The sequence below is a fragment of the Pseudomonas aylmerensis genome (assembly GCF_001702265.1).
In the GTDB taxonomy this organism is placed as follows: domain Bacteria; phylum Pseudomonadota; class Gammaproteobacteria; order Pseudomonadales; family Pseudomonadaceae; genus Aquipseudomonas; species Aquipseudomonas aylmerensis.
In genome coordinates this window covers 657,028-669,434 of record NZ_MAUE01000045.1, presented here as the reverse complement: position 1 = coordinate 669,434, position 12,407 = coordinate 657,028, and the positions used below count along the sequence as shown (strand labels likewise).

At 62.9% G+C, this 12,407-nt stretch carries 13 protein-coding genes; 6 read left to right on the top strand and 7 right to left on the bottom strand.

Annotated elements, in window-relative coordinates; genetic code table 11:
- Window positions 1-50: 50 nt before the first annotated feature.
- On the top strand, window positions 51-1,433 hold the full coding sequence (gene hemN / locus BBG20_RS28905) for an oxygen-independent coproporphyrinogen III oxidase (RefSeq protein WP_065909593.1): 1,383 nt from the start codon (window positions 51-53) through the stop codon (window positions 1,431-1,433).
- A gap of 7 nt (window positions 1,434-1,440) precedes the next feature.
- Here hemN and BBG20_RS28900 read toward each other — a convergent pair whose 3' ends face one another.
- A complete protein-coding gene (locus BBG20_RS28900; RefSeq protein WP_065909591.1) occupies window positions 1,441-1,905 on the bottom strand; it encodes a hypothetical protein in 465 nt (154 codons plus the stop codon).
- 153 nt (window positions 1,906-2,058) lie between these two features.
- Here BBG20_RS28900 and fnr point away from each other — a divergent pair, with 153 nt between their 5' ends.
- Together fnr and BBG20_RS28890 are read left to right on the top strand one after the other, a co-directional pair.
- Entirely contained in the window at window positions 2,059-2,793 is a 735-nt protein-coding gene (gene fnr, locus BBG20_RS28895; protein ID WP_065909589.1) for a fumarate/nitrate reduction transcriptional regulator Fnr, read from the top strand.
- An 81-nt stretch (window positions 2,794-2,874) separates the two neighbouring features.
- Complete coding sequence (locus BBG20_RS28890) at window positions 2,875-3,423, top strand: adenine phosphoribosyltransferase (RefSeq protein ID WP_065909587.1); 549 nt, start codon at window positions 2,875-2,877, stop codon at window positions 3,421-3,423.
- A gap of 108 nt (window positions 3,424-3,531) precedes the next feature.
- On the opposite strand, the gene BBG20_RS28885 is transcribed toward BBG20_RS28890, so the two are convergent.
- The 5 genes from BBG20_RS28885 to dnaX form a co-directional block, all read right to left on the bottom strand.
- Window positions 3,532-4,680 (bottom strand): acyl-CoA dehydrogenase family protein, encoded by a 1,149-nt coding sequence (locus tag BBG20_RS28885; protein WP_065909584.1) that lies wholly within the window; start codon window positions 4,678-4,680, stop codon window positions 3,532-3,534.
- 199 nt (window positions 4,681-4,879) lie between these two features.
- Entirely contained in the window at window positions 4,880-5,482 is a 603-nt protein-coding gene (recR, locus tag BBG20_RS28880; protein WP_015885312.1) for a recombination mediator RecR, read from the bottom strand.
- Window positions 5,483-5,548: 66 nt separating this feature from the next.
- Window positions 5,549-6,583, bottom strand: a complete 1,035-nt coding sequence (locus tag BBG20_RS28875) for an NADP-dependent oxidoreductase (protein WP_065909583.1) — start codon at window positions 6,581-6,583, stop codon at window positions 5,549-5,551.
- Between the two features lie 182 nt (window positions 6,584-6,765).
- The gene (locus BBG20_RS28870) at window positions 6,766-7,104 is read right to left on the bottom strand and encodes a YbaB/EbfC family nucleoid-associated protein (RefSeq protein WP_003193199.1); all 339 of its coding nucleotides are present in this window, start codon (window positions 7,102-7,104) and stop codon (window positions 6,766-6,768) included.
- Window positions 7,105-7,147: 43 nt separating this feature from the next.
- Complete coding sequence (gene dnaX / locus BBG20_RS28865) at window positions 7,148-9,202, bottom strand: DNA polymerase III subunit gamma/tau (protein WP_065909581.1); 2,055 nt, start codon at window positions 9,200-9,202, stop codon at window positions 7,148-7,150.
- Window positions 9,203-9,335: 133 nt separating this feature from the next.
- Here dnaX and BBG20_RS28860 point away from each other — a divergent pair, with 133 nt between their 5' ends.
- Together BBG20_RS28860 and BBG20_RS28855 are read left to right on the top strand one after the other, a co-directional pair.
- Window positions 9,336-10,103, top strand: coding sequence for a substrate-binding periplasmic protein (locus BBG20_RS28860; RefSeq protein WP_065909580.1), 768 nt, complete (start codon window positions 9,336-9,338; stop codon window positions 10,101-10,103).
- Between the two features lie 54 nt (window positions 10,104-10,157).
- Entirely contained in the window at window positions 10,158-10,529 is a 372-nt protein-coding gene (locus BBG20_RS28855) for a VOC family protein (RefSeq protein WP_065909579.1), read from the top strand.
- Here the strand turns inward: BBG20_RS28855 and BBG20_RS28850 are convergent.
- Window positions 10,443-11,402 carry a DMT family transporter gene (locus BBG20_RS28850; protein WP_065909574.1) on the bottom strand — a complete coding sequence of 320 codons (960 nt, stop codon included), beginning with the start codon at window positions 11,400-11,402 and terminating at the stop codon, window positions 10,443-10,445. The two genes, BBG20_RS28855 and BBG20_RS28850, sit on opposite strands and share 87 nt — an antisense overlap.
- 100 nt (window positions 11,403-11,502) lie before the next feature.
- Here BBG20_RS28850 and BBG20_RS28845 point away from each other — a divergent pair, with 100 nt between their 5' ends.
- A complete protein-coding gene (locus tag BBG20_RS28845; RefSeq protein ID WP_065909572.1) occupies window positions 11,503-12,366 on the top strand; it encodes a LysR family transcriptional regulator in 864 nt (287 codons plus the stop codon).
- The last annotated feature ends 41 nt before the right edge of the window (window positions 12,367-12,407 follow it).

Genomic DNA, 12,407 nt, shown 5'->3' with positions numbered 1-12,407 from the left:
AGGTCACACCCCTAGACTCGGCCCACTAGCCTATCCGGGGGAACGCCCGCATGCTCGACGCCATTCGTTGGGACACCGATCTGATTCACCGCTACGACCTGGCGGGACCGCGCTACACGTCCTACCCCACCGCCGTACAATTCGACAGCCAGGTCGGCACTTTCGACCTGCTCCACGCCCTGCGCGACAGCCGCAAGGCTGTGCGCCCGCTGTCGCTGTATGTGCATGTGCCGTTCTGCGCGAACATTTGCTACTACTGCGCCTGCAACAAGGTGATCACCAAGGACCGTGGCCGCGCCCAGGCGTACCTGCAGCGCCTGGAACAGGAGATCCAACTGGTGGCCTGCCACCTCGACCCCAAGCAGCCGGTGGAACAACTGCACCTGGGCGGCGGCACGCCGACCTTTCTCAGCCACGACGAACTGCGCCAGGTCATGGGCAGCCTGCGCCAGCACTTCAATCTGCTTGACGATGACTCCGGCGACTACGGCATCGAGATTGACCCGCGCGAGGCCGACTGGGCGACCATGGGCCTGCTGCGCGAACTGGGCTTCAACCGCGTCAGCATCGGCGTGCAGGACCTCGACCCGGACGTGCAGCGCGCGGTCAACCGCCTGCAAAGCCTGGAAGAGACCCGCGCGGTGATCGATGCGGCGCGCACCCTGCAGTTTCGCTCGATCAATATCGACCTGATCTACGGCCTGCCCAAGCAGACGCCGATCAATTTCGCGCGCACCGTGGAGGAAGTGATCAGGCTGCAACCGGACCGCCTGTCGGTATTCAACTATGCCCACCTGCCTGAGCGCTTCATGCCCCAGCGGCGGATCAACACCGACGAACTGCCGTCACCGGCGTCCAAGTTGCTGATGCTGCAAACCACCATCGAACAACTGACCCAGGCCGGCTATCGCTACATCGGCATGGACCACTTCGCCCTGCCGGACGACGAACTCGCCGTCGCCCAGGAAGAAGGCACCCTGCAGCGCAACTTCCAGGGCTACACCACCCATGGGCACTGCGACCTGATCGGGCTCGGCGTGTCCGCCATCAGCCAGATCGGTGACCTGTACTGCCAGAACACCAGCGACCTCAATGGCTACCAAAACACCCTCGCCGGCGCTCAACTGGCCACCAGCCGTGGCTTGCTGTGCACCACCGATGATCGGCTGCGACGCGAGGTGATTCAGCAATTGATCTGCAATTTCAGCCTGGCCTTTGATCGGGTCGAGCAGGCTTTCAACATTGATTTTCGCGGGTATTTTGACGACGTCTGGCCCCAACTCGAGACCATGGCGCAGGACGGCCTGATCGAACTGGACGCGCAGGGCATCCGCGTGCTGCCGGCTGGCAGGCTGTTGGTACGCTCAGTGTGCATGGTGTTCGATGCCTATCTGGAACATCAGAACAGGCAGCGATTTTCGCGGGTGATCTGAGCGGGCGCTACTTCGATGCCAGGCTCATGGCTTGCATCTGCGCGTCGGCTGGCTCGTCCTTCAAGGCCTTGCCCAGTTGCATCTGGGCCATTGTCAGGCCGCTTTGCAAGGCCGCCAGCGAGGCCTGCAGGTTACCCACCCGCGCCTGGCGCGCCTCGGGGGTCAAGGAGTTATCCGCCGAAGCTGCCGCGATTTCGGCCATCTTGTCGGCAATTTGCTTCTTCAGCTCACGAATCATTTTCAGCAGTTGCTTGATGCTGTCCTTCAGGTTGCTGTCGTCGATGTCCTTGTTGGAATCGGCTTTGGCAGCCTGGAAACCGGCACTGGAAATCTTCACCGCCACACCCTCGACCGCCTTGGTTTCAGCAGCAGGCGCGGGGGCTTCGGCCTTTTCATCGACCACTGCGGCAGGTTTCGTATCCGGCACGATCGGCAGGCGGATGGCAGGGTTGTTGGCAGCGATAACGGACATGTTCTGAGCTCCGGCTCATGGAGGTACACCACTGTATCGACCCTGTTACAAAAACCTTTATACCGCTGCCGGTTTTTTGTACAGGCTGGCCTCGGCGCCCCCCAGTGCGTTACCCTTACGTCTTATGTGTGTTTTCCCACAAGGATTTAAGAAATGTCCGAGCCAGTTAAACTGCGCGCTCACAGCCAGGCTCATTGCAAGGATTGCAGCCTGGCCCCCCTCTGCCTGCCACTTTCGCTGAATCTGGAAGACATGGATGCGCTGGACGAGATCGTTAAACGCGGTCGCCCACTGAAAAAAGGCGAGTTTCTGTTTCGCCAGGGCGACAAGTTCGACTCCGTCTATGCAGTACGGTCGGGCGCCCTGAAGACGTTCAGCCTGAGCGACGGCGGCGAGGAACAGATCACCGGTTTCCACCTGCCCAGCGAACTGGTCGGTTTGTCGGGCATGGACACCGAGATCCACCCGGTGTCGGCCCAGGCGCTGGAGACGACGTCGGTGTGCGAAATTCCCTTCGAACGCCTCGACGAACTGGCCCTGCAGTTGCCGCAACTGCGCCGCCAGCTGATGCGCGTGATGAGCCGCGAGATTCGCGACGACCAGCAAATGATGCTGCTGTTGTCGAAGAAAACCGCCGACGAGCGTATCGCCACGTTCCTGGTCAACCTGTCGGCACGTTTTCGCGCCAGGGGTTTCTCGGCCAACCAGTTCCGCCTGAGCATGTCGCGCAATGAAATCGGCAACTACCTGGGTCTCGCCGTGGAAACCGTGTCCCGCGTGTTTACCCGCTTCCAGCAGAACGAGCTGATCGCCGCCGAAGGCAAGGAAGTGCATATCCTCGATCCGATCCAGCTGTGCGCACTCGCCGGTGGCTCCCTGGAGACCTGAGGCAGACGCCTGCGGCCGCGCCAATTGGCAAGGCCGCAGGTATACTTGGCGTCCGTTTTCCACGCCCAGGACTCTGCGCCGATGACCTTCGATTCGTTCGACATCAAATCCCTGATCCGTCCCGTCATCGACTTCCCCAAGCCTGGGGTGATCTTTCGTGACATCACGCCCTTGTTCCAATCGCCCAAGGCCCTGCGCCTGGTGGCTGACACCTTTGCACACCGTTATGTCGAGGCCGACTTCAGCCATATCGGCGCGATGGATGCGCGGGGCTTCCTGATCGGTTCGATCATCGCCTATCAACTGAACAAACCGCTGATCCTGTTCCGCAAGCAGGGCAAGCTGCCGGCTGACGTCCTGGCCGAGGGTTACCAGACGGAATACGGCGAAGCCTTCCTGGAAGTCCACGCCGACAGCCTCTGCGAGGGCGACTCGGTACTGATGTTCGATGACCTGATCGCCACCGGTGGCACCCTGATTGCGGCGGCCAACCTGGTGCGGCGCATGGGGGCGAAGATCTTCGAAGCGGCGGCGATCATCGACCTGCCGGAGCTGGGTGGGTCGCAACGTCTGGAAGACATGGGTATCCCGACCTTCTGCCTGACGCAGTTCGCGTTGAACGAACGTTAATCGCTGCCTGCACCGGCCCCATCGCGGGCAAGCCCGGCTCCCACGTTGGCATGCGCCTACCCGTAGGCGCTGGCTTGCCAGCGATAGCGCTCGAAAGAGCACCCATGATCACAACCCCATCTGCTTGCTGATGATCTCATTCATCACCTCGCGGGTGCCCCCGCCGATGGACAGGATGCGGTTGTCGCGGTACAGCCGTTCCACCAGGTTGCCGCGCATGTAGCCCTGGCCGCCGAGGATTTGCACAGCGTCATAGGTGACGCGGTCGGCGGTGTCGGTGGCGAGGTTCTTGGCCATGGAGATTTCCTTGATCACACTTTTGCCGTCCGCCATCTTCGCTGCCTGGCGGTAGGTGAACTCGCGGGACACCTCCACAGCGGTAGCCATTTCCGCCAGGCGATGCTTGAGCACCTGGAACTTGCCGATGGGTTTGCCGAATGCTTCGCGCTGGGAAGCCCACTTGAGGCTTTCCTCCAGCGCCATCTGCGCAGTCATGTTGGCCATCAATGCCAGCGCCAGGCGTTCGCTCTGAAAGTTGCCCATGATGCAGGCGAAGCCCATGTTCTCAGCGCCAATCAGGTTGCCTACGGGCACGCGGCAATCGTCGAAGAATAATTCAGCGGTGTCCGACGCCCACCAGCCCATTTTCTTCAGGGGCTGGCCAACGGTGAAACCGGCGGTGTTTTTCTCGATCAGCAGCAGGCTGATACCGGCAAAGCCCGGCCCGCCGGTGCGCACGGCAACGGTGTAGAAGTCGGCACGGCTGCCGCTGGTGATAAAGGTCTTGCTGCCGCTGACGCGGTAATGCTCGCCCTCCCGAATGGCGCGGGTCTGCAGGCTGGCCACATCGGAGCCGCCGCCCGGCTCGGTCACCGCCAGGGCGATGATCTTCTCGCCCGACAGCACCTGGGGTGCCACCCGGTCGCGCACCGATGGCAGCGCCCATTTGACTATCGGCGGCAAGCCGATATCCAACGACCCCAAGCCCGCCACTACCCCGCCGGAACCGCAGCGCATCAGCTCCTCACTGGCGGCCACCTTGGCGAACAGGTCTCCTTCATGGCTACCGCCGAGGCCCTCGGGATAACCAATCCCCAGGATTCCCGCCGCACCGGCCTTGAGGTACAGCTCACGGGGAAAGCTGTGGGCCTCCTCCCATTGCTCGATGTCCGACAGCATTTCGCGCTCGACAAAACGGCGCACGCTGTCGCGGACCATTTGGTGGCTGGGGTCGAAGTAGTCCTGGTAGGCAGACATCGGCAAGCTCCACGGTGAGGTGGAGCGAACTTACCAAGCGCTTGCTTGGTTATCAAGTTATGCGCACATTCTGCTGACAATACAAAACCAATGTGGGAGCGGGCTTGCTCGCGAAAGCAGTGGAACAGTCAGTGCATTTGGCACTGACAGACGGCTTTCGCGAGCAAGCCCGCTCCCACATTTTGAGCTGCGGTGTTTTTTACAGCGCGATCGGCTTGCGACCTGCGAACGAGTGAGCCAGCGTCCCGCCATCCACCAGCTCCAGCTCGCCACCCAGCGGCACGCCGTGGGCGATGCGCGAGGTGATCAGGCCTTTGTTGGTCAACAGCTGCGCGATGTAATGCGCCGTCGCTTCACCTTCCACCGTAGGGTTGGTGGCCAGGATCACCTCGGTAAAGGTGCCCTGCTCTTCAATGCGCGCCACCAGTTGCGGAATGCCGATGGCCTCCGGGCCCAGGCCGTCCAGCGGCGACAGATGGCCCTTGAGCACAAAGTAGCGCCCGCGATAGCCGGTCTGTTCCACCGCGTACACATCCATCGGCCCTTCCACCACGCACAGCAGGGTGTCGTCGCGGCGCGGGTCGGCGCATTGCGGGCAAAGTTCTTCTTCGGTGAGGGTGCGGCACTGGCGGCAATGGCCCACGCCAGTCATGGCCTGGCTCAGGGCCTGGGCCAGCCGGGTGCCGCCGCTGCGGTCACGCTCCAGCAGCTGCAGCGCCATGCGTTGGGCGGTTTTCTGGCCAACGCCTGGCAATGTGCGCAAGGCGTCGATCAGTTGGCGAATCAGAGGGCTGAAGCTCATGGGGCAATGGTCCGACAAAACAACGAGACGCGGTTTATACCCGCGCCCCGGATGAGCGTCAAATCCTCAATCCTGCGCGACACGTACCACCAACTTGCCGAAGTTGCGTCCCTCCAGCAAACCGATAAACGCTTCGGGCGCCTGCTCCAGGCCATCGACCACGTCTTCGCGAAATTTCACTTTGCCCTCGCGCACCCATGGCGCCATGGCACTGATGAACTCCGGATGGCGATCACCGTAGTCGTCGAACACGATAAAGCCCTGGATACGCACCCGCTTGGTCAGCAAGGTCCGCTGCAGCGCCGGCAGACGGTCAGGACCACTCGGCAGTTCATGCGCGTTATAACCGGCAATCAGCCCACACAGCGGAATCCGCGCCTTGGGGTTGAGCAGCGGCACGACCGCGTCAAACACCTTGCCGCCGACGTTCTCGAAATAGATGTCCACGCCTTTGAAGCACGCCAGGGCCAACTCGTTGGCAAAATCCGCGCTCTTGTGGTCAATGCAGGCATCAAAGCCCAACTCTTCGACCACGTAGCGGCACTTGTCCGCGCCTCCCGCCACACCCACCACACGCAAGCCCTTGAGCTTGGCCACCTGCCCCACCACCGAGCCCACGGCGCCGGACGCTGCCGCCACCACCAGGGTTTCGCCGGCCTGTGGCTGGCCGATGTCCGTGAGGCCCATGTACGCGGTCATGCCCGGCATGCCCAGTACCCCAAGGGCCATGGACGGGCTGGCCAGGCCCTTGGGCACCGGCATCAGGTTGCGGCCATCGGAAATGCTGTGGCTCTGCCAGCCGGTGGAACCGACGACGAGGTCGCCCACTTCAAATTTCGGATTACGCGACTGCTCGACACGGCTGACAGCGCCACCGGTCATCACCTCGTCGATTTCCACCGGCGCGGCGTAGGACGGTGCATCGCTCATGCGACCACGCATGTAGGGGTCGAGGGACAGGTACAGGGTTTTCAGGAGAACCTGGCCATCTGCCAACTCCGGCAGGTTCACGCGTTCCAGGCGGAAATTTTCCGGGGTCGGGGCGCCCTGCGGGCGTGAGACCAGGACGATGCGCTGGTTAAGAATCGGTTCTTGAGGCATCAGGGGGCTCCTTTATCGAATTCATCGGTATAGGGTGCAGACCATGATAGAGCGCTTGCGGTTCGATGTTTCGTCTATCGCCCCGTCGCGTGTGCATCGCAGCGGCGTGGCAAACCGACGTCACACCCAAAAAAAATGCCAGGCACGAGGCCTGGCACTGGAGTCTAGCTAAAGCTCGCCGATCAGAACGGCAGCTTCATGCCCGGTGGCAATTGCATGCCAGCGGTCACGCCGGACATTTTGTCCTGGCTGTTGGCTTCGATCTTGCGCACGGCGTCGTTGACGGCCGCGGCGAACAGCGCCTCGAGCATTTCCAGGTCATCTTCGCCCACGCCTGGCAACACGCTTGGGTCGATGCTCACGCGCTTGATGTCGTGACGACCGGTCATCACCACGCTGACCATATCGCCACCGGCTTTACCGGTGACTTCGGCGTTGGCCAGTTCTTCCTGCATCTTGGCCATCTTTTCCTGCATCTGCTGCGCCTGCTTCATCAGGCCGGCCATGCCACCTTTCATCATGGGAATCACCTCAAAGTACGTGGATCAATTTAGTAGCCCGGTATCAGGACGCTTGGGGCACCGGGGCTTCGACAGGTTCAATTGTATCGTGGCGAACGACGGCGCCGAACTGTTGCATCATTTGCTGGATGAGCGGATCAGCCTGGATCGAGTCCTCGGCTTCGCGCTGGCGGTTGATGCGCCGGCGGGTCGCGGCCTGGGCCGGGGTTTCCTGCTCAGGCTTGATCAGCTCGATGGCGACGGTCAGCGTGCGCTCATGGTACTGGTTCAGGGCATCGTTGAGGCGACGTTGCTGGGTCGCGTTGAACAGGGCGCTGTGTGCCGGGTCCAGGTGCAACAGCCAGTGGTCGCCCTCGATGGAAATCAGGGTGCAGTTGGCGGCAATACTGCCGGTCATGCCGGAGATCGGCAACTTCGGGAACAGCTCCAGCCATTGCAGGGCCAGGCCGGTGGCCGGCGCCGCAGCAGGCTCGGCCTCGGGCTCCGGGGCCGGCTCGGCGGTGTGCTCGCTGGCCAGGTCGTCCAGGTAGCTGTAGGCCGAATCCATGTCCGGCTCGATATAGTCTTCGTCCAGCGGCGGCTCGTCATCCAGGTCGATCCCTGGAACGGCGGCCTCGACCTGAGCGACGGTCGGTTCCGGCACAGGCGCGGCGACCCACTCCGGCGCATCCGGCACCACGCTGTCAGGGGTCGGCGTGGGCATCGGCGTCAGTTCCGGCTGCTCGCCGGCCGTTTCCAGCACGGGCTCCACCGCAGGCTGCAGTTCGGGCTCGACTTCAGGCTCTACCGGATCATTCCAGGGCAGGTCGACAACAGGCGCAGGCTCGGGCTCGACCACCGGAGGCGGCGTAACCACCGGCGCTGCCACGACGGGCGCAGGCTCAGGCGCCGGCGCAACAGGTGCGGCAACCACTGGCGCAACCACCGCCGCGCCAGCCACTGGTTTGGCGGAATCAACTGTGGCCTGGCTGATCCCCACTGGCTTTAGCGGCTGTCTCGGTGCGTCCGCCGAGTCAGCGGGCCGGAAGGCCAGCATTCGCAGCATGACCATCTCGAAGCCCCCTCGCGGGTCCGGCGCCAGCGGCAGGTCGCGGCGCCCGATCAGGCCCATCTGGTAGTAGAACTGCACGTCTTCGGCCGGCAGCGCCTGGGCCAGGGCCAACACGCGGTCGCGGTCGCCATGGCCGTTGTCGACACCTTCCGGCAACGCCTGGGCGATGGCGACGCGGTGCAACACATTGAGGATTTCCGAGAGCACGCCGTTCCAGTCCGGGCCTTGCTCCGACAAGTGGCGCACGGCTTCGAGCAACGCCTTGGCGTCGCCTTCGATCAGCGCGTGCAGCACGTCGAACACCTGGCCGTGATCCAGGGTACCGAGCATGGCGCGAACATCGGCGGCCATGACCTTGCCTTCACCAAAGGCGATGGCCTGGTCGGTGAGGCTCATGGCGTCGCGCATCGAACCGTCCGCCGCACGGCCGAGCAGCCACAGTGCGTCGTCTTCGAACGGCACGTTCTCGACGCCCAGCACGTGGGTCAGATGCTCGACCACGCGCTCGGGGGTCATGTTTTTCAGGGAGAACTGCAGGCACCGCGACAGAATCGTTGCAGGGAGTTTCTGCGGATCGGTGGTGGCCAGGATGAACTTGACGTAGGGCGGCGGCTCTTCCAGCGTCTTCAACAGGGCGTTGAAAGAGTGGCTGGAAAGCATGTGCACTTCGTCGATCAGGTAGACCTTGAAGCGACCACGGCTCGGCGCGTACTGCACGTTGTCGAGCAGCTCGCGGGTGTCTTCGACCTTGGTGCGGCTCGCGGCGTCGATCTCGATCAGGTCGACAAAACGCCCTTCGTCGATTTCCCGGCACACCGAACACGTGCCACAGGGCGTGGAAGTGATACCGGTTTCACAGTTCAGGCATTTGGCGATGATGCGCGCAATGGTGGTCTTGCCCACCCCGCGAGTACCGGTGAACAGGTAGGCGTGGTGCAGCCGTTGGCTGTCCAAGGCATTGATCAGAGCCTTGAGCACATGGGTCTGGCCGACCATTTCGCGGAACGAGCGCGGACGCCATTTACGTGCAAGAACCTGATAACTCATCGAAAACCGTCGCAACTGGGAAGCGGGAGCCGGTAATGCTAGCGGAGCAAGGGGGAAATTGCATCCGGCACGCTCGTCTAATCTGACTAAGCTCTGCTGATTGGCCCCGAAAAGGCCTGAACCCGGAGAGTCTATGCGCGTAGTCCTGGGCGCTTTATGGATGATTGCCTCGGCCAGCCTGGCGGCGCCCGCACCGCTGCGCTTCTCGGTTTCCGACAGCTGGGCGATGCCCATGGTGCAACTGGAGGACGGCCGGCCCACCCAGGGGATTTTGTATGACTTGATGTTGAGCCTGGCCACCCAGGTCGGTCGGCCGGCGCAATTCCATGTGCTGGCACGGGCGCGTATCTCGGCGGCCATGGAACACGGCGAGATCGACGTGCGCTGTTATGTCACCCAGGCCTGGTTCGACAACCTGTCCGGTGATTACACCTGGAGCATCCCGCTGATGGTGCAGCGCAACCTGCTGGTCAGCACCCAGGTGCCCGCGCAACCGGTCCATGTGAAGCAATTGCCGGCGCAATCGATCGGCACGGTGCTCAACTATCGCTATGCCACGCTCGACCCGCTGTTTGCCAGCGGCCAACTCACCCGCGACGATGCGCGCAGCGAAGAACAGGTGCTGCACAAACTGGTGGCCGGGCGCTTCAAGTTCGCGGTGATCAACGAATGGATTCTCGACCGGTTCAACCAGCGCATGCCGATCGGCCAAAAGCTGCACAAGGTCGCGGTGATCGATGAGCAGAACCTCGGCTGCACCGTGCGCAATGACCCGGACGTGCCGGTGCAGCGCATCCTGCGCACGCTGCTGCGGATGAAGATGTCGGGCGAGATCGATGACATCATCCAGCTGTACACCGGGGAAGGCGCGCAGCCCCTGCACACTCCTGACAGGAACTGACAGTACCGCCTTATAGACTGGCCCCACTCAAACGCCCGTCCTCAAGGAGCCAGCATGCACACCGTCGCTCATTACTTCCTGCTGTACGTTGACAGCCCGGCCACCAGCGCCAACTTCTATAGCCGCCTGCTGGACCAGCCGCCGGTGGAGCTCAACCCGACGTTTGCCCTGTTCATTCTGGGCAACGGCGTGAAACTTGGGCTGTGGTCGCGTCATACCGTGGCGCCGGCAGCGCAGTTGACCGGCGGCGGTGGTGAAGTGGGCTTCTCGTTGCCCGACACCGGCGCCGTGGACGCGTTGCACGACGTGTGGGTCGAACGTGGCGCGACGATCATTCAATCACCGACCGCCGTGGATTTCGGCTACACCTTTGTCGCCCAGGACCTCGACGGCCACCGCCTGCGTGCGTTCAGCCTGAACGACTGAGCGCCAGCGCCCTTCCAGGCTGATGGCCGCGACACTGGCCAGCACGATCACCGCGCCGAGCATCACTTGCACGGCAATGTGCTCGCCCAGCAGCGTCGCGGCCAGCACCATGGCGACCGGTGGAATCAGGTACATCGCCACCGACGCACGGCTGACCTCGACATGCTTCAACACGTAGCCCCAGGCCAGGTAGGCCAGGGCGCTGGGGAAGATACCCAGGACCAGCACCGCCAGGTTTTCCGCCAACGGTGCCTGCGCCACGGCGGCGGGCAGGCCCGGCAGGTTCACGCAGAGCATCAGCGTGCCGGCCCACACCATGTAGCACGCCATGGTCAACGGGCTGTAGCGGTGGGCATAGTGTTTCTGGATGGCGAAATACACGCTCCACGACACTGCAGCGAGCAGTATCAGCAAGCCTCGCGGGTCGATATCGCTCACGCCCTGGTCACCCCAGATCACCACCAGCACGCCGAGCAATCCCAGCAAGACGCAGCTCCAACGCCACAGGCTGACCCGCTCCTTGAGACAGACAAACGCGATCAGCACGCTGAACAATGGCGCCGACTGCGCCAGCACACTGGAGGCTGCCGCCGTCACCCATTGCTGCCCATAATTGAGGCTAGTGTGGTGCAGGAACACCCCGAAGAACCCCAGCACCAGCAACCACGGCACATCCCGCAGGCGCGGCCGGCCGATGCCCAGCACCAGGGCTACAGCGCCCATGAACACCGAGGCAATCAAGAACCGCAGCAGCGCCAACTGGCCGGGGCTGTAGCTGTGCAGCCCCATGTGCACGCCAATCGGCGAATAGGCCCAACAGAGGATGACGCTGGCGATGACTAGCGTAAGCTTTACGGGTGACGGGGTATTCATCGACGGCGTCCGGACTGAGAAGGAATGCCGTCAGTCTTGGCCCGGCCAAGGCGCAGGACAATTAACCGTTTCTGACTTCTGAAATCACTGGAACTGAGCGATGGAACTGGCCCAACTGAAAATGGTGCGAGCCGTGGCGCAAACCGGCAGCGTGGCCCAGGCCGCCCTGCAATTGCACTGCGTGCCGTCCAATATCACCACGCGCATCAAGCAACTGGAGAGCGAGCTGGGCACCCCGCTGTTCATCCGCGCCGGGCGTGGGCTGGCGATCAGCGCGGCCGGTGAGATCTTCCTCGATTACTGCGAGCGCATCCTCGCCCTGGTGGATGAGTCCAAACGCGCCGTGGATGCGAATGCCATCCCGCGTGGGACCTTGCGGATCGGGGCGGTGGAGTCCAGCGCCAGCGGCCGCTTGCCGCCGCTGCTGGCGGAATATCATCGACGCTACCCGGAGGTCAGCCTGGAACTGGTGACCGGTGCCTGGGGCCAGCTGCTCGATGACCTGCAGCACCACCGCCTGGACGTGGCACTGGTGGCCTCGGGCAATAAACGCGCGAAGCTGGAACACAGCGTGGTCTACAGCGAGCGCCTGGTGCTGATCGCCAGTGCCTCCAGCGCCCCCATCCAGAGTGCCCAGGACCTGGCCGGCCGCACCTTGCTGGTCTGGCCACCCGGCTGCCCCTACCGCGCGGCACTCGAAAATTGGGTCAAGCCCCATGACTTCAAGCCGACCATCGCCAGTTACGCCAGCTGGGGCACGATTATCGGCTGCGTCAGCGCCGGGATTGGTGTGGCACTCGCGCCCGAAGGCATCCTGGCCCGCTATGAGCAGGCCAACCAGTTGGCATCGTACCGGTTCGAGGAACTGCAGGCCGTGGACAACCTGCTGTTCTGGCATAAGGACACCCAGCGGCACCTGGCACGGGACGCCTTCGCCGGGCTGCTGCGCGAGACGTTTGGCTAACCCGTAGCAGCTATTTCGTATTATCCTCCCGCGAAATTAAT

Bases quoted from the DNA above. Each gene is read 5' to 3' on its own strand.
- recR (WP_015885312.1), bottom strand. From the start codon at position 5,482: ATGAGCTTCAGCCCTCTGATTCGCCAACTGATCGACGCCTTGCGCACA.
- BBG20_RS28875 (WP_065909583.1), bottom strand. From the start codon at position 6,583: ATGCCTCAAGAACCGATTCTTAACCAGCGCATCGTCCTGGTCTCACGC.
- BBG20_RS28845 (WP_065909572.1), top strand. From the start codon at position 11,503: ATGGAACTGGCCCAACTGAAAATGGTGCGAGCCGTGGCGCAAACCGGC.
- BBG20_RS28870 (WP_003193199.1), bottom strand. From the start codon at position 7,104: ATGATGAAAGGTGGCATGGCCGGCCTGATGAAGCAGGCGCAGCAGATG.
- BBG20_RS28860 (WP_065909580.1), top strand. From the start codon at position 9,336: ATGCGCGTAGTCCTGGGCGCTTTATGGATGATTGCCTCGGCCAGCCTG.
- BBG20_RS28885 (WP_065909584.1), bottom strand. From the start codon at position 4,680: ATGTCTGCCTACCAGGACTACTTCGACCCCAGCCACCAAATGGTCCGC.
- BBG20_RS28890 (WP_065909587.1), top strand. From the start codon at position 2,875: ATGACCTTCGATTCGTTCGACATCAAATCCCTGATCCGTCCCGTCATC.
- hemN (WP_065909593.1), top strand. From the start codon at position 51: ATGCTCGACGCCATTCGTTGGGACACCGATCTGATTCACCGCTACGAC.
- BBG20_RS28900 (WP_065909591.1), bottom strand. From the start codon at position 1,905: ATGTCCGTTATCGCTGCCAACAACCCTGCCATCCGCCTGCCGATCGTG.
- dnaX (WP_065909581.1), bottom strand. From the start codon at position 9,202: ATGAGTTATCAGGTTCTTGCACGTAAATGGCGTCCGCGCTCGTTCCGC.
- BBG20_RS28855 (WP_065909579.1), top strand. From the start codon at position 10,158: ATGCACACCGTCGCTCATTACTTCCTGCTGTACGTTGACAGCCCGGCC.
- BBG20_RS28850 (WP_065909574.1), bottom strand. From the start codon at position 11,402: ATGAATACCCCGTCACCCGTAAAGCTTACGCTAGTCATCGCCAGCGTC.
- fnr (WP_065909589.1), top strand. From the start codon at position 2,059: ATGTCCGAGCCAGTTAAACTGCGCGCTCACAGCCAGGCTCATTGCAAG.